Origin of the sequence: Amycolatopsis orientalis DSM 40040 = KCTC 9412, from assembly GCF_000478275.1 — a bacterium.
In the GTDB taxonomy this organism is placed as follows: domain Bacteria; phylum Actinomycetota; class Actinomycetes; order Mycobacteriales; family Pseudonocardiaceae; genus Amycolatopsis; species Amycolatopsis orientalis.
This window is the reverse complement of sequence record NZ_ASJB01000064.1, coordinates 108,630-123,718: the sequence shown is the minus strand read 5'-3', so window position 1 is coordinate 123,718 and position 15,089 is coordinate 108,630. Positions and strand designations below refer to the sequence as shown.

Here is a 15,089-nt window from a genome sequence, read left to right as displayed (position 1 = left end):
CCTCTATGCGCTGCGAGCACTCGAGACGGGGATGACGCCCAAGGCGACCATGCCGAGTCCGAGAACGAGGTGCAGCCAGTTGTCGGCGCCGTTGACCGGGACGAAGTTCGCCGTCGACCCGTGGTCGATCAGCAGGCCGTACAGCCACAGGACCAGGTAGATCACCCCGCCGCCGATGAGGAAGCCCTTGGCCGAACCCGCCGTCCGTGCCATCGCCAGGCCCGCGAGCCCGAACGCGATGTGGACGAGGTTGTGCAGGATCGAAACCTGGAACACGCCGAGCAGCAGGGCGCCCGATTCGTGGCCCGCGCCGCCCAGCTGGTCGTAGTTCGTGGTGACACCGGGGATGAAGCCGAGCACGCCGACGAGCAGGAACACCAAGCCGACTACCGCCGCGAAGAGCTGACGCGGCGAACGCGTGACCTTGGTCGGTGATGCCGTCATGTCGTTGCCTCCGATACCCGTAGGGAGCTGAACCCGCTGCGGGTACCCCGGCCACGGCCGGTCACACGAGGACCACCGGATCAGCCCAGCGGCTCGGCCCCTCGTGAGTGGTAATGACGGTTAGAACCGTCATTACCACTCACGAGGCCGCAGGGGTTACGGGTAATCGACCAGGTTGCTCGGTGTCGTCCCCGGCGGGGTCACCGCCCCCGCGTCGTTGATCACGTGGGTGATGGTCCCCTTGTAGTTCAGCGAAACCGTCACCAGGTTGTGGAACCGGACGCCGGAGCGGTTCGGCACCTCGAACGCGTGATACAGGTTCACCGACGGGTTGTCGTTGAAGAAGCAGTAGCTCCCCAGGCCCCACGCCTCATGCGTGGTCACGGTGTCCGCCACCTTGTAGGCGGCGTACCCGTTGAGCCCGTTGGGACTCCTCCACCCGGCCTGATCCGGGACGTCGTAGGGGATCTCGTTCTGGAAGAAGATCGTCCGGCCGTTCTGGCCGTTCCAGATCACCTGGTACTTCTGGTAGTGCTCGACGAACAGACCGGTCGCCAGCACGTTGTCGCCGTTGACGACCACGCCGGTGTCGCCGGTGTTCACCGTCCACCCGTAGGTGCCCGCGTTGCCGTGGTCGGCCCGCCACGCCCAGATGTGGTCGATGATCGTGTCCCGGCTGTTGACGATCAGGCTGTTCACCGCCTTCCCCGCGATCTGACCGCCGATCCGGAAGAACACGTCCTGCAGCGTCGTCGGGTTGGCCGAGTGACCGGCCGTCGAGCCCGCCTGGCCCACCGTCAGCAGCGTCTGCGATCTGGTCGTGCCCGCGTCGAACAGCAGACCCTTGAGCCGGACGCCGTCCACGTCGGCGACCCGCATCGCGTCGACGCCGTTGTCCGGCACCAGCGTCGGGTAACCGACGCCGAGCACGACCGTGTTGGCCCTGCTCACGTTCAGCGTCTGGTCGAGGTGGTAGACGCCCGGGGTGAAGAACAGGTTGCAGCCCTGGGAAAGCGCCGTGTTGATCGACGACGCCGTGTCCCCCGCCTTCACGACGTAGAACTGGCTCATCGGCAGCGAGCTGCCCGGAGTGCTGCCGCCTGCCCAGCTCGGCCCGGAAGCGTTGGTGCGCAACGAAGGCAGGAACACGCGGTACTTGCCGGAGCCGTCGAGGTACAGATACGGGACGTCGCGCGACACGGGCGTGGTGGACAATGTCGTCTCCGGCGGGTTCGGGAAGGTGTTCGCCGGAGCGCCGTTCGTCCCGGAGAAGACCATGTTCCACACCCCGCCGTTCCAGCTGCCGTAGCTGCTGTCACGGGTGTACCACTGTTGCTGCGAGACCGACGCGGCCTGACCGGAGACCTTGGTGTCGGCGGTGTAGCCACCGCTGGCGAACCCATAGCTGGCCGGGTAGAGCTGCAGCCCGCCGCGGATGTCCATCCGGCGGAACGGCGCGGCCTGCGCGACGGCCCAGCGGTTCGAGCCGCTGCTCGGGACGATCGCGAGGTTCTCCGCCGAACGCCAGAAGTTCTGCAGCGCGTGGCCCTGGTCCGACTCGTTGAACGCGTCGACCGTGACGTCACCGTTGATCACGACGTCGCCCGGGTTCTGCCCGAGGCCCGCGACAGAGGTGTAGTAGCCGACGTCGTCGTGGATCCCGCTGTACACGCCGGGTTTGAACAGGTGCGCGTACCGGCGTTCGGTGAACTGCGCGGTCAAGGTGTCCTTCTGCGCGGCGAAGTCCGCGTCGAGCCGGGTCTGGATCGACGACGCGGACATGCCGGGGTCGAAGATGCGCACGTTCGGCCCGAAGTTCGGCACGTCGGCCTGCACCGGGCAGGTCGCCTGCGTCGATCCGATCGTGTAGCTCGCCGACACCACCGGCGAGTTCGCCGAACCCGATTTCAGCGCGATCGCGGAAACCGTGGAGGACGAAGAGACCGTGATCGGCCCGGTGTACAGAGGGGACGACGCGGTCGGTGTCGAACCGTCCACTGTGTACCGGATGGTCGCGCCGGCGGTCGCGGTCGACAACGTCACCGAGCGGGCGCTCGGATAGCTGCCCGCCGGCGGGTCGAACGTCGGCGAGGCGACGGTGGTGCCGCCACCGTGGGTGTAGCCGAAGTGCGGGGTGTCGTACTGCGGCCCGTTCTTCTCGTAGGTGAACCAGTAGTCGAGCACCGTGCCGGTGCTGAGCGAGCCGACGGTATGCCGCCAGGTGCCGCCGCTCTCGGTCATCCGGACGTTCTGCTGCCCCACCCCGGGCACACCGGTGTAGTGGATGTCGACGTAGCGCGCGGGCGTCGCCGGGGTGAAGGAGAACTGGGCCTGCGTCGCGTTCACCGACACCGCGCTCTGGCTGTAGTCCTCCGCCGCGGAGGCCGGGGCACCACCGAGGCCGGCGGCGATGAGGAGTGCGGAGAGGCCGAGGGCGAGCGCGCCCCGGACCCCTTTCCGCCGTCTGGGCTGCACAAAGATCCGGTTCACGTCGTGACACCTCCGGCGTTGGAAATCCACGGGCGAAGCAATTCGTTGCGCGCCACAACAAAGTAACCGGCGGTGCGATATGTCCAGATCACGCTTCGGTAACAGTGGTGGTCCAAACCACTGACTACTCCGGACGGTCCCGCCGGATACCGCCGTTGCGCCCGGTCCGCACCGCCGTCTGGGTCACCCAGGCCGCGATCTGGGCACGGGAATCGAAGTTCAGCTTCCGCAGGATGCGCTGGACGTGCCCCTCGGCGGTGCGGCGGGAGATCACCAGCCGATCGGCGATCTCCCGGTTGGACAGCCCGTCGGTGATCAGGACCGCGACCTCGCGTTCCCGGTCGGTGAGCACGGTCTCGACCTCTTCGGCGGGACCGCTGTCCGCGCCCTCGGACTCGTCGAGTGCGAAGGCGACGGCCTCCTCCAAGGTCAGCTCGCTCCCGTACCTCGACAACTCCGCGTACCTGCTGTCACCGAGCGCCTCGCGGGTCCGCGCCTCGCAGTCACCGTGCGGGGCGCCGAAGTACTTCGAGCCGAACATCGGATAGCCGACCGAGTGCCAGATCCGCCGCGCGCAGCCGAGCAGCGTCGCCGCCCGCTCCCAGTGCCGGAGCGACGACTCGATCCACGCCAGCACCTCGATCGAGAGCACCATGCCCAGCAGGTCGTTGAACGTACGCTTGATCCGCAGGCAGTTGCGCGCGTAGCTCGTCGCCAGGTCGAGTTCGCCGCGATTCAGCGCCACCAGCGCCAGAACATAGATCGCGTAGGCGTAGGCCCATTCCTCGCCGTGGGCGGCACCGACCGCGCGTGCCTCTTCACACAACGCGGCGGCCTCTTCCAGCTCGCCGAGGAAGATCGCCGCGATCGCCATCTCGATCCCCGCCAGCATCACGTTGCCGTTCATCTCGCCCAGCCGCCGATAGCGGATCCTGGCGTCCTCGAACAGGTCCTTCGCGTAGCCGACGTCGTCACCGACCAGCGCGTTGCAGCCCAGCCGGTGGATCGCGTAGGCGAGCGCCGCCTCGTCGCCCACCCTGCCCGATTCCGTACGGCATTCCCCCAGCAAGGCCATCGCCCGCGGGACGTCACCCTGCAGCGTCGAGACGTATCCGTTGACCCACAACGCTTTCAAGCGATCTTCACCGCCATCGGGGACCGTTTCGAGCGCGTGGTCGAGCCAGTGCCGCCCCTCCCCCAGCACACCGCAGCCCGCCCAGTAGAACCACAACGTGGCCGCGAGTTTCAGCCCGGCCCTGCCTTCGGACGGCGTGGCGAGGCAATAGTCGAGCGCGGCACGCAGGTTCGCGTGCTCGAGTTTGGTCCGCACGAAGATCTCCGCCTGCTTCGGCCCGAACCACTCCCGCTCGCTTCGCTCGGCCAGCGCGAGGTAGTAGTCCCGATGACGGCGCAGAACCGCGTCCTCGTCCCCCATCTCGTGGAGTTTCATCCTGCCGAACTGCCGGAGCGGCTCCAGCAGCCGATACCTCGTCCGGTCACCGTCCCGCTCGCAGAGCAAGACCGACTTGTCCACCAGCCCGGCCAGCTGCCCGAGCACCGACCGCGTGGGCAGCCCGTCCCCCGCGCAGACGGATTCGGCCGCGTCCAAGCCGAATCCGCCGCCGAACACCGACGCCCGCGCCCAGAGGATCCGCTCGGCGGCTCCGCACAGGTCGTGACTCCATTCCACCGCGGCCAGCAGGGTCTGGTGCCGGGGCAGGTCACCGCGTTCTCCCCTGGCCAGCAGGTGAAAACTGTCCTCGAGCCGGGTCGCCAGCTCGTCGAGCGGCAGTGCCCTGACGCGGACGGCGGCCAGCTCGATCGCCAGCGGGATCCCCGCGAGTGTCCGGCACACCCTCGCGATCAGGTCCTGGTTCCCGGCGGTCACGACGAATCCCGGCTCGATGGCGGCCGCGCGTTCGGCGAACAACGTCATCGCGGGATAGCCGCGCCAAGCGTCCGGCGGCAACGCCTGCAGCGGTTCGGGCAGTGGCAAGGGCGCGACCTGCCACAGATGCTCTCCCTGGATCCCGAGCCTTTCCCGGCTGGTGGTGAGGAAGCGGAGTCCGGGCGACGCCTTCAGCAGCCTGTCCACCGTCGCCGCGCAGGCGTCGATCAGATGCTCGCAGTTGTCCAGGATCACCAGGATCCGGCGCTCCCGCAGGTGATCCGCGAGCACGTCCGCTTGGTCGCGGCCCGTGTCGTCGCGGATGCCCAGCGCCTCCAGCACCGTATGCGCCAGCAGGGCGGCGTCGGACAGGTCCGCGAGTTCGACGAGCCAGGCGCCGTCGGGGAAGGCCCGGCGCAGTTCGGCGGCGGTATGCAGCGCCAGCCGTGTCTTGCCGACGCCGCCGACCCCGGTCAGGGTCACCAGCCTTGCTTTGGACAGCAGTCTTTTGACTTCGGCGACATCCTTCTTGCGCCCCACGAAACTCGTGGTCCCGGCGGGGAGATTGCCCGGCCGGCCTGCTACGGCCGCGGTACCCACCCCTGAACCGTACGGAGGCCCGTGAGCGGCGGTCAACGACGCGGGGGACGCGTTCGCTCGGTCAGCCCAGTCCGGCCTTCAACTGTCCGGGCTTTGCCTGTCCGGCACCACGTACAGCGTCGATGCCTCGCCTCCGTGCATGGCCATGAGACTGGTCCGGCAGGCGAAGAGCACCTCGCGGTTCGCGACCGTGTCCGGCGGGACACCGCAGCCGTCGCAATAGAGTTCGACCGATCCCGGGAAGGTCTCGTCGATCTCGACGTCGACCGTGCGGTCGCACCGGCGGCACCAGCGGTGCCCGGTGACGACCAGGACGTGCAACGGATCGGAGATGCACTGGTGCACCCAGCAACGGTGCACGTAACAGGTGGTGCGCACATGCGCGCTCAGCCCGTGTTCCTCCGCGACGTCCTCGGCGGCGAGGATCGCTGCCAGCCGCCGGTCGGCGATCTCGCCGTACCGATCCAGCCGGCCACCCGCCCTGGGCCTCGTACGCACTTCCTCCGAAGAGACCAGCCGGAGACGGGCTCGCGAAGGCGGTGAAGTACGTAGCACCATGTGGGTCTCGACCTTTCGGCATCCACTGGAAGTCCTATCAGGTTGCGCCTGTTCCCGCGCGGACGACACCCGTACAACTACCTGTCTTCATACCTGAGTGCGCGTTGACGTTCGGGGTGAAACGGTCGCGGCGGCACGTGGGCCGGGTTACGCTTTGAGACCAGGAAAATCGCGCTGGGGTTACGTCAGGGATTAATGACCATGACAGATCCTGAAGCCACCACTCGCCGCCATCCCGCCCAGGAACGGGTAGGAAACCGTGACGTCGAAGCACTGAAAACGCAGACGAAGGCCCTCCGTGCCGTCGACTACCAGTGCGGGGGCGGGATGTGCCGCGACGCCGTCGTGGTGCGGATCCATCGCGGCCACCGGATGCTCGCGATGTCGATCTCCGAACCGGTGCGGGCCAGGCTGTTCTCCGCCTTGGCCGATCTGCACAACCTCGCCGCGTGGACCTGTTTCGACAGCGGTCACGCCGGTGCGGCGCAGCATCATCTCGACGTCGCGCTGGAACTCGCCACCGCCGCCGAAGACGCCGATCTGACCGCGAACATCCATTACCGGCGCGGCCGGATCCATCTGCATTACGGAGCCACCGACGAAGCCCTCACCCAGTTCGAACTGGGCAGGCTCGCCGCGAGGCGCGCCGGTTCGAAACTCGCCGCGAGCATCCTGAGCGCGAACCAGGGCTGGGCCTACGCCAAAAAAGGCGACGTGAACTTGGCCGTCGGACTGATGGATCGAGCGGGCGAGGAATTCGCCGAAAAGGATGAAGGAGAACCACCCGATTGGGCGAGGTTCTTCACCGAGATCGATGTTTCCGCGATGGCGGGCTCGGTGCACACCGATCTGGCCTTGCACAAGGGAGGCCGTCATATCGGCCTCGCCATCTCCGCACTCGCCGACGCCGTCCGCGGCTACGGTCCGGAAATGGCGCGAAGTCGTTCACTGTGCCTGGCCATGCTGGCCACGGACCACGTGCTCGACGGGGATGGCGACCAGGCGCTCGCTGTCGGCGTCCAAGCGATCGAGGGCGCCGAGACGCTCGAATCGGTGCGCACGAAAGACCGGCTGCGTCCCCTCGTGCAGGAGGCGGCCAAACATCCCGATGATCCCGATTGCCGGACCTTGTCGGAAGCGGTGGCCTCGTTCGTCACCGGCCGGACCCGGACCTGAAGACGATTCGTTTGTACGGCCCTTGTATTCCCGCTGCTCATGCTGCCCGGACCAACTTCGGTGCGTTCAGGAGGCAGGAATTGTTGACCAAGGTAGCCGTGCTCGCGACAGCGACCGCGCTCTCCTTCGGCGTGGCCGCACCGGCCAGTGCCGAAATGACCGCGGCGGTGTTGCCAACGGCCAACATGGAAGCGGTGCTCAAGGCCGCGCAGATCGATCCACGCCGGGCCGACAGCGCCCTGACGCCGGGCGCCAAGGACAGCGTGCTGCTCGTCGAGCAGGCGCTCGCGGCCAAGGGACTGCTCGACCAGCAGTACGTCGACGGCCACTTCGGCACCTCGACGATCACCGCGTACTCCGGCTACCAGAAGTCCCTGGGGTACACCGGGCTCGACGCCTCCGGCCTGCCGGGCAAGACCTCGCTCGAGAAGCTGGGCGAGGGCCGGTACACCGTCACCGCGGTGGTTTCGGCGGGTAGCCGCCTGACCTACCACGGCGAGACGATGAACACGCGGACCAAGGCGATGCTGGTGAAGGCCGAGGGCCTGCTCGGCAGGCAGCTCACCGTCACGCAGGGCTCGTACAACCCCGGCGGCGTCGGCGCTTCGGCGGGCACGCACGACGGCGGCGGCGCGCTCGACATCGGCGTCGAGGGGATGTCCTCGACGACACGGACCGACGTCGCGCGGAAGCTGCGTCAGGTGGGCTTCGCGGCCTGGGTCCGGACTCCGGACCAGGGCTTCGCCTACCACATCCACGCCATCGCGCTGTCCGATCCGGACCTGTCGTCCGCCGCGCAGCACCAGGCCGGTGACTACTACCTCGGCTACAACGGCCTCGCCGGGCGGGGCGCCGACGACGGCCCCGTCGTCACGCCGAAGCTCACGTGGGAGGAGTACCAGCGCTCGTAACCACCCACTCTCCGCGGTGACCGGCCCCAAAGCCTCGTGAGTGGTAATGACGGTTAGAACCGTCATTACCACTCACGAGGCTTGACCGGCGGCTGATCGGCCCAAGGTGGCCTTCGGGCCGTCCAGGAACCCCCAGGTAGGCTTCGGCACGACGGCGAAACCAGTGGGAAGGGAACATCGCGTGGAGGCTCAACCGGTCGGTCAGTGGCTCGACGAACTGGCTTCGAAGGCCTCGACACCCGGCGGTGGCGCGGCGGCCGCGATGAACGCCGCGGTGGGCGCCGCCCTCGTCTCCATGGTGTGCAACCTGACCATCGGCAAGCCGAAGTACGCCGAGCACGAAGCCACCATGACCGAGGCGCTCGGCAAGGCCGAAGACCTCCGGACGCGCGCGCTCGGCCTCGCCGCCGACGACGCCGCCGCGTTCGACGCGGTGGTCTCCGCGTACAAGCTCCCGAAGGCCACCGACGAGGAGAAGCAGGCCCGCAGCGCCGCGATCCAGGCCGCCCTGGTCGGTGCCGCCGACGTCCCCCTGCGGACGGCCGCCCTCGCCGCCGAGGTCATCGACGTCGCCGCCTCGATCCTCGAAGGCGCCAACACCAACGTCATCTCCGACATCGCGGTCGCGGCCTCCTCCGCCAAGTCCGCGCTCGAATCGGGTGTGGTCAACGTCGAGGTCAACCTCGCGTCGATGTCCGACGAGCAGCTGCGCAAGGAGACCGAGGCCCGCCTCGCCGAGTACACGCCGGCCGCCGGCCGTGCCGACGCGCTCGTCGCCCAGGTCCGCGAGAGGATCGCCCGATGACCTTGATCGACGGGCGCGCGATCGCCGCCGCCATCACCGCCGAAGTCACCGAGATCGCCGCCAAACTGCGCGAGTCGGGCACCGCGCCGACGCTGGCCGTGCTCGTGCCGACCGACGACGACGCCACCGCCTGGTACGTGCGCTCGATCGAGCGTGCCGCGAAGAAGGTCGGCGTCGACTGCCGCGTGGTCCAGCTGGAGAAGCCGACCGGCGAGGACGTCACCCGCGAGCTCGACAAGCTGTCCGCGGACCCGTCGGTGCACGGCATCATCTGCCAGACCCCGCTGCCCGAAGGCGTGACGCTCGACGACGTCGGCGCGCATATCGACCCGCGCAAGGACGTCGACGGCGCCAACCCGGTCAGCCTCGGCCGCCTCACCGCCGGCCTGCCGACCTACGCCCCCGCCACCGCCGCCGCGGTGCTGGAGATCCTGAAGCGCGAGCAGGTCGCCCTGTCCGGCGCCCAGGTCGCCGTCGTGGGCCGCTCGACCGTGGTCGGCAAGCCCGCCGCGCTCCTGCTGCTCGGCGAGAACGCGACGGTGACCGTCTGCCACTCGCGCACCAAGGACCTCGCGGCGGTCACCAAGACCGCGGACGTCCTGGTCGTGGCGGTCGGCCGCGCGCACTTCATCGGCGCGGACCACGTCAAGCCCGGCGCCGTGGTGATCGACGTCGGCACGAACCCGACTCCCGAGGGCGGGCTCGTAGGTGACGTCGACCAGGCCGCGGTCGAGGAGATCGCGGGGTCGATCACACCGGTCCCCGGTGGCGTCGGCCCGGTCACGACCTCGTTGCTGCTGCGGCACACCGTCACCGCCGCGCAGTCCTGATCCGCTGAGAGAGGCGGCGAGTCCATTGAGGACTCGCCGCCTTTCTCACGTCCCGATGACCGTTTCCACGACCTTCCGCACCTGCGCCGTCTCCGGCGCGGGTGCCGTCCGGTCCGCGTAGAGCAGGTGTGTGGCACCGATCAGCATGGCCGCCAGGGTCTCGACGTCGGCGTCCCCGGCGACCCTGCCCCGCTCGCGCTCCGCCTCCAGGTAGGCGGCGATCATGACCGCGGCCTGGGTCAGCACCGGAACCCCGGCAGGCCACTCACGGCGCAACCGGGCGCGAAGCTCGTCACGGAAGATCACGAGCGGGACGATCGCGACCGCGACCGAAGCGAACACCGCGGCGAGCGCCGAGGTGAGGTTGTCCACGACCGTTCCGGTACCGACCGCCTCCCGGAGCCCCTTCTCGTCGAGTTTCTCGATCCGGTCCAGCACGAACTCGGCGAGGAACCCGTCGAAGTCGTCGAAATGCCGGTGGAGCACGCCTTTCGCACAGTCCGCCTCCGTCGTCACCGCCCGGCTGGTGAGGCCGCTCGGCCCGTCCCGGAGCAGGACCCGTTCGGCGGCGTCGAACAACTGCGCGCGGACGGCGCGCAGGGCTACCCCGGTCGGCATACGGCTCCTTTGCGTTGACGAGTGGGCAAGTGCCCACTTAAGGTGGGCGCATGCCCACTCTACCCTCGGGGCAAGAGCCTCATCGCTATCGACAGGCCGCGGAATCCTTCGGCGTGGACGTCGACCGCTACGACCGGACCAGGCCCGCCTATCCCCCGGAACTCATCGACCACCTCATCGCCGCCGCTCCCGGCCGCGAGATCCTCGACGTCGGCACCGGAACCGGGATCGAAGCCCGCCAGTTCCAGGCGGCCGGCTGTCACGTGCTGGGCGTCGAACCGGATCCGCGGATGGCCGGCTTCGCCCGCCGGAGCGGGATCGACGTCGAGGTCGCGAAGTTCGAGGATTGGGAGCCCCAAGGTCGCCGGTTCGACCTGCTCGTCTCCGGACAGGCCTGGCACTGGGTCGATCCGCTCGCCGGCGCCGCCAAGGCCGCCGAAGTACTGCGGCCCGGCGGGGTTTTCGCCGCGTTCTGGCATGTGCCGGAGCCGCCGGACGAGGTCGCGGGCGCCTTGGCGGACGCGTACCGCCGTCTCGTGCCGGACGCCCCGATCGACCTCAAGAATGTCCCGAAGCAGTCAGCGGATCCGTACGGACCGCTGATCGTGAAGGTCGCCGACGGCCTTCGTGAGGCTGGCGGTTTCGCCGAGCCGGAACGAAGCCGTCACGACTGGGAGCGGGTCTACACCCGTGACGAATGGCTGGACCAGCTCCCGACGTTCGGTTCGCTCACCTGGGTCGAAGCCGCTGTGCGGCAGGAGATCCTGGCCGAGGTCGGCGCGGCGATCGACGCCATGGGCGGCCGGTTCACCGCGCGGTACGCCACCGTCGCGATCACCGCGGTCCGGGTCTGACCCGCCGGTGGCGGGAGCCGCGCCGCTCCCGCCACCGGCGTCCGTCATGGCGTGACGGGGATGTTGGTCAGCCCGTTCACCGCCCTCGACACGGTGTTGGACGCGTAGACGACGTTGGGCCGTTCCGGGCACTTCGACGTCGACGTTATCTTGATGGCGTACTGGCCGACGCCGCCGAGATCGGACCTGTTGTCCCGCCAGACGTTCCCGCAGCCGTTCGGGAACGACGGGCTGGTGTCGGGATTGTGGGTCTCGTAGCCGTTCGCGAACGTCCCCGGCGAGGCGAAGGTGCCGGTGTTGCCCTCGATCACGTACCCGATTCCCTTGACGTCGACCCAGGAATCGGCCGAGTTCTGCCCGGAAACCCCTTGGCCGTCGAAGGTGTTGCCCCGGATCACGCCGTCCGCGGTGCCCTCCTTGACGTCGATGCCCTCCGCGGCGACATACGGTCCGATGTGGTTATCGAGCACCTGGATCCGGTCGCTTCGGTCGACTCCTCCGGAGTTCCCGTGGCATCCCCAGTTGGAGTTCGCCGAGCCGAGGTAGACACCCTCGCCGTAACCCGCCTGCACGAGGCCGGTGTGACTGATCGTCGAGTCACGGATGACACTGTCGGCCGAAGAGCGGCGGAAGTGGACGGCTTCCTCGTCGATCCGGTGCACGCGGACCCCTTCGATCACCGTGTGGTGCGAGTTGTCCACGACGATCCCCTTCTTGGCCTCCTGCACGGTGAAACCCTTGAGCTGCCAATAGGGCGCGCCGTACAGCCAGAGTCCGTACCCGGGGTCCCAGCCCGCCGTCGGCGCCGGACACGAGGGCGCCTCCCCCGACGGGCCGTCGTTGATCAGGACCGCCGTGGCAGGCCCCGTCACCGTGATGGGCGCCGCCGCCGTCCCCGGTTTCGTGGCCACGAAGGAACCGCGGTACGTCCCGGCGGCCAGCCGGATGGTCCGCCCCGGGCTCGCGGCCGCCAGCGCGGTCTGGAGTTCCGCCGCGGTGCCGACGTCGACCACGTCACCGGGCGGGACGCTCGTGGTCGTGACCGGCGGCTCGCTCGTCGTCGTGGTCGTCCCCGGCGTCGAAGTGGGGACGCCTCCCTCGCACGGGACGCCGTTGACCGTGCAGCCGGTCGGCAGGCCGAGACCGCTGGTGTTGAAGCCGAAGTTCGCCGTGCCGCCCGGTTTGATCGTGGCGTTGAAGTCGGCGTTGGTGACCTTGTAGTGCTGGCCGCTCCTGGTCAGTACCGAACTCCACGAGCTGCTGACGACCGTCCCGGCGGGCAGGTCGAACTCGACCATCCACTGTGTACTGTTCGCGTCACCGGTGTTGGTCAGCGTGTACTTCCCGCCGTAGCCGCTGTCCCAGACCGAGCCCTGGGCGAACGTGGCGGACAGGCTGGGCGCGGCCGCCTCCGCGGTGACGACGGCGCCGGACAGCACCGCCGCCGACACGGTGGCCGCGAGCGCGGCGAGCAGTTGTTTCCTCGTCATTCGGTGCCTCCGCATTTCGTTCCGGCGATCGTGCAGGCGATCGGGAGCCCCTGTCCGGCGGCGTTGAACCCGAACGTCGCCGTACCGCCCGCTTTGACGCTTCCGTTGAAGTCGGCGTTCCCGAACCGGTAGTGCTGGCCGGTCCTGGTCAGCACCGAACTCCACGAGCTGCTGACCGTCGTCCCGGCGGGCAGGTCGAACTCGACGGCCCATGATCCGACCGTTGCCGGGCATCCGTTGGTGATGGTGAAGCCACCGCCGTACCCGCTGTCCCATACCGATTTCCGGACGAACGCCGCGGTCAGGCACGCGCCCGGGCCCTGGGTCGTCGTGGTGGTGGTCGTGGTGGACGTCGGTGTCGAGGGTGTCGAGGTCTGGCCTGTCGACGACGACGGCGGTGTCCCGTCGACGGACTTCAGGAACAGCGACGACGCGGCGTCGGTCTTGGTCGCGTCGACCCCGTGGCCGCCCGTGTAGTCCCGCTGCTCGTTCTTCGCCCAGTCCGCGATCGGAGTACCTCCGACATCCAGATGCTGGTAGGCGGTGCCGTTCCAGCCGAAAACGTGCACGCGATGCCGGTCGGCGTAGAAGTCGTTATACGGCCCGCCGTCCGTGAGCTGTTTGGTCATGGCGTTGTTGAAGAACACGTTGCGATAGCCGGAACCGCCCGACCACTTGACCGCCTTCTTGCCGGCGCCCCACCAGATCGGGAACCAGTTCGAGTCGTCGGGACCGCCGCCGCCCTCTTCACCGCAGTTGGCCCGGCAGTTCCCGGAACGGTGCGCGTAGGGGACCTTGACGGTGTTGAGTTCGAAGAGGTTGTTGCGTTCCCAGCCGCCGTGGAGGTTCAGGTCGGAGTCGAACGAGTTGCCGATCACCACGTTGCCCGCAGCGGACCACTGGAAGGTGAAGTGCCGCAACAGGGTCGAGGTGTTCCCCGCGTAGAGCGAGTCCCACACCCGCGAGCCGCGGAAGTATCCGTTCCCGCCCTTGCCCTTGTTCCAGGAGCCGTTGAGTTCGTTGTCGACGATCTGGAGGTTCTTGGCCTCCTCCGTGACGATCGGATGCGACCCGGTCATCTCCGCGCGGACGCCGCGGATCCACGAGTTCGCGGCCCACTTGAACACGATGCCGTGCATCTCCGCGGCGGGGGCCATGTTCCCGTAGTTGTTGTTCGCCTCCGCGGGGTTCAGGCCCGGCATGTCCTGCGTGAAGCCGAGATTCTCGAACCCGACGCCGAGTACCGGGTCGACCAGCGGGGCCGCCTTCGAGTCGTACGTGGCGCCGTCGATCGGGGCCGAACCGTCCGAAGTGGACGTCACCGGGACGTCGTACTCGAGTGGTTTGTCGAGGGTGATCGTGCGCGCGGCCGTGTCGAGCGCGGTGATCGTGAAGATCTGCTGGCGCATGTGCATGTTCAGCAACGGGAACGTGGTCGGTGTCGCCTGCTGTTGTTCGTAGAACTTCTGCGAGTTGGCCGCCCGGATGTTGACCAGGTTCCCGGGGGTGAGCGAGGTCAGGGCGCCGCTGCTCGCCAGGTGCACGACCCGGTCCCCCGTCCGCGCGGCGAACGCGGTGTCGCCCGCCTTGCCGCGCAGCTTCACCCCAGCCTTCCAGTGGACGTTGACCGTGCCCTCGAAGATGTCCTTGCGGTTCGCGGCCGCCGCGGCGTAGTCGCTCGCGTAGGAGGTGTGCACTCCCCTGGACTGGACACGGAACAGACCGCGGCCGGGCCACAACCAGCCGCCCTTTCCCGCGCCCGAGGTCATCCCGTCTTCGTCCCAGTCGGAACCGTCCGGGGTGAGCGTGTCGTAGAGCGTGTTCGCGTCGGGCCGGTAGACGAACTTCGTCGCGTCCTTGCCCGCGCCGCGCAGGATCAGGTAGTCGGCGTCGACGTGGATCTCGCGCGTGACGTCGAACCGCCCCGCCGGGAAGGTGATCGTGCTCAGTTTCGTGTAGCTCCCGGATGGCGAGCAAGCGCTCTTGATCCCGTCGATCGCCGCCTGGATCCCGTTCGTGTCGTCGGCGCCGTCGTCGGGCTTGACGTTGTACTGGCCCGCCAGTTCCGCGGCGGTGACCTGACAGGTGGCGTTCGGATTCACTTCGGCGGCACCGGGCAGCGCGGCGCCGCCCAGGTAGCCGGCCTTGGACCAGTCGTAGAGCCCCGCGACCGGCGCGCGGCGGTTGGCCGCGCCGGTGTCGAGGCCGGTCAGCGCTCCCGGACCCGGCGCGGCGTCCGCCGCACCCGGCGGTAGCTGCAGGAGCGCGGCGGTGGCGACCACGGCGGCGGCCGCCGGAAGGACGGCACGACGAAGAGGACTTTTTCGGGACACCCGAAACCTCCGTGACGGACTGACGGAAGGTGTTGCGGCGTGTACACCCGGACCCAGTCTTTATAGTTCACGCCTCTGTCACCCGTCAACGG

Annotated in this window: 12 protein-coding genes; 5 read left to right on the top strand and 7 right to left on the bottom strand. The window is 68.6% G+C overall.

Annotated features, from left to right (window positions below; genetic code table 11):
• Positions 1-3 precede the first annotated feature (3 nt).
• From L324_RS22260 to L324_RS22245, 4 genes are all read right to left on the bottom strand, one after another.
• Positions 4-444 carry a DUF4383 domain-containing protein gene (locus tag L324_RS22260; RefSeq protein WP_037311815.1) on the bottom strand — a complete coding sequence of 147 codons (441 nt, stop codon included), beginning with the start codon at positions 442-444 and terminating at the stop codon, positions 4-6.
• 156 nt (positions 445-600) lie between these two features.
• Complete coding sequence (locus L324_RS22255) at positions 601-2,934, bottom strand: chitobiase/beta-hexosaminidase C-terminal domain-containing protein (RefSeq protein WP_037311812.1); 2,334 nt, start codon at positions 2,932-2,934, stop codon at positions 601-603.
• Between the two features lie 124 nt (positions 2,935-3,058).
• Complete coding sequence (locus L324_RS22250) at positions 3,059-5,422, bottom strand: ATP-binding protein (RefSeq protein ID WP_161780877.1); 2,364 nt, start codon at positions 5,420-5,422, stop codon at positions 3,059-3,061.
• A 78-nt stretch (positions 5,423-5,500) separates the two neighbouring features.
• The gene (locus L324_RS22245; protein ID WP_235783612.1) at positions 5,501-5,920 is read right to left on the bottom strand and encodes a hypothetical protein; all 420 of its coding nucleotides are present in this window, start codon (positions 5,918-5,920) and stop codon (positions 5,501-5,503) included.
• 261 nt (positions 5,921-6,181) lie between these two features.
• Between L324_RS22245 and L324_RS22240 the strand changes: the two genes are divergently transcribed.
• The 4 genes from L324_RS22240 (at position 6,182) to L324_RS22225 (ending at position 9,702) form a co-directional block, all read left to right on the top strand.
• Positions 6,182-7,156: a tetratricopeptide repeat protein gene (locus L324_RS22240; protein WP_152546955.1), complete on the top strand. Its 975-nt coding sequence runs from the start codon at positions 6,182-6,184 to the stop codon at positions 7,154-7,156.
• An 80-nt stretch (positions 7,157-7,236) separates the two neighbouring features.
• Positions 7,237-8,067 (top strand): hypothetical protein, encoded by an 831-nt coding sequence (locus L324_RS22235; protein ID WP_037311803.1) that lies wholly within the window; start codon positions 7,237-7,239, stop codon positions 8,065-8,067.
• A 181-nt stretch (positions 8,068-8,248) separates the two neighbouring features.
• A complete protein-coding gene (locus L324_RS22230) occupies positions 8,249-8,872 on the top strand; it encodes a cyclodeaminase/cyclohydrolase family protein (RefSeq protein WP_037311800.1) in 624 nt (207 codons plus the stop codon).
• A complete protein-coding gene (locus L324_RS22225; RefSeq protein WP_037311798.1) occupies positions 8,869-9,702 on the top strand; it encodes a bifunctional 5,10-methylenetetrahydrofolate dehydrogenase/5,10-methenyltetrahydrofolate cyclohydrolase in 834 nt (277 codons plus the stop codon). Before L324_RS22230 ends, L324_RS22225 begins: the two co-directional genes overlap by 4 nt.
• Before the next feature lie 45 nt (positions 9,703-9,747).
• Here L324_RS22225 and L324_RS22220 read toward each other — a convergent pair whose 3' ends face one another.
• Entirely contained in the window at positions 9,748-10,320 is a 573-nt protein-coding gene (locus L324_RS22220; RefSeq protein WP_037311796.1) for a TetR/AcrR family transcriptional regulator, read from the bottom strand.
• A 113-nt stretch (positions 10,321-10,433) separates the two neighbouring features.
• On the opposite strand from L324_RS22220, the gene L324_RS22215 reads away from it, so the two are divergent.
• The gene (locus tag L324_RS22215; RefSeq protein WP_037311794.1) at positions 10,434-11,174 is read left to right on the top strand and encodes a class I SAM-dependent methyltransferase; all 741 of its coding nucleotides are present in this window, start codon (positions 10,434-10,436) and stop codon (positions 11,172-11,174) included.
• A gap of 44 nt (positions 11,175-11,218) precedes the next feature.
• Here the strand turns inward: L324_RS22215 and L324_RS22210 are convergent, their stop codons facing one another.
• Positions 11,219-12,664 carry a cellulose binding domain-containing protein gene (locus L324_RS22210; protein WP_081736427.1) on the bottom strand — a complete coding sequence of 482 codons (1,446 nt, stop codon included), beginning with the start codon at positions 12,662-12,664 and terminating at the stop codon, positions 11,219-11,221.
• Entirely contained in the window at positions 12,661-14,997 is a 2,337-nt protein-coding gene (locus tag L324_RS22205; RefSeq protein ID WP_235783611.1) for a cellulose binding domain-containing protein, read from the bottom strand. The genes L324_RS22210 and L324_RS22205 overlap by 4 nt, the downstream gene beginning before the upstream one ends.
• Positions 14,998-15,089: the final 92 nt, after the last annotated feature.

Bases quoted from the DNA above. Each gene is read 5' to 3' on its own strand.
- L324_RS22260 (WP_037311815.1), bottom strand. From the start codon at position 444: ATGACGGCATCACCGACCAAGGTCACGCGTTCGCCGCGTCAGCTCTTC.
- L324_RS22225 (WP_037311798.1), top strand. From the start codon at position 8,869: ATGACCTTGATCGACGGGCGCGCGATCGCCGCCGCCATCACCGCCGAA.
- L324_RS22240 (WP_152546955.1), top strand. From the start codon at position 6,182: ATGACAGATCCTGAAGCCACCACTCGCCGCCATCCCGCCCAGGAACGG.
- L324_RS22210 (WP_081736427.1), bottom strand. From the start codon at position 12,664: ATGACGAGGAAACAACTGCTCGCCGCGCTCGCGGCCACCGTGTCGGCG.
- L324_RS22220 (WP_037311796.1), bottom strand. From the start codon at position 10,320: ATGCCGACCGGGGTAGCCCTGCGCGCCGTCCGCGCGCAGTTGTTCGAC.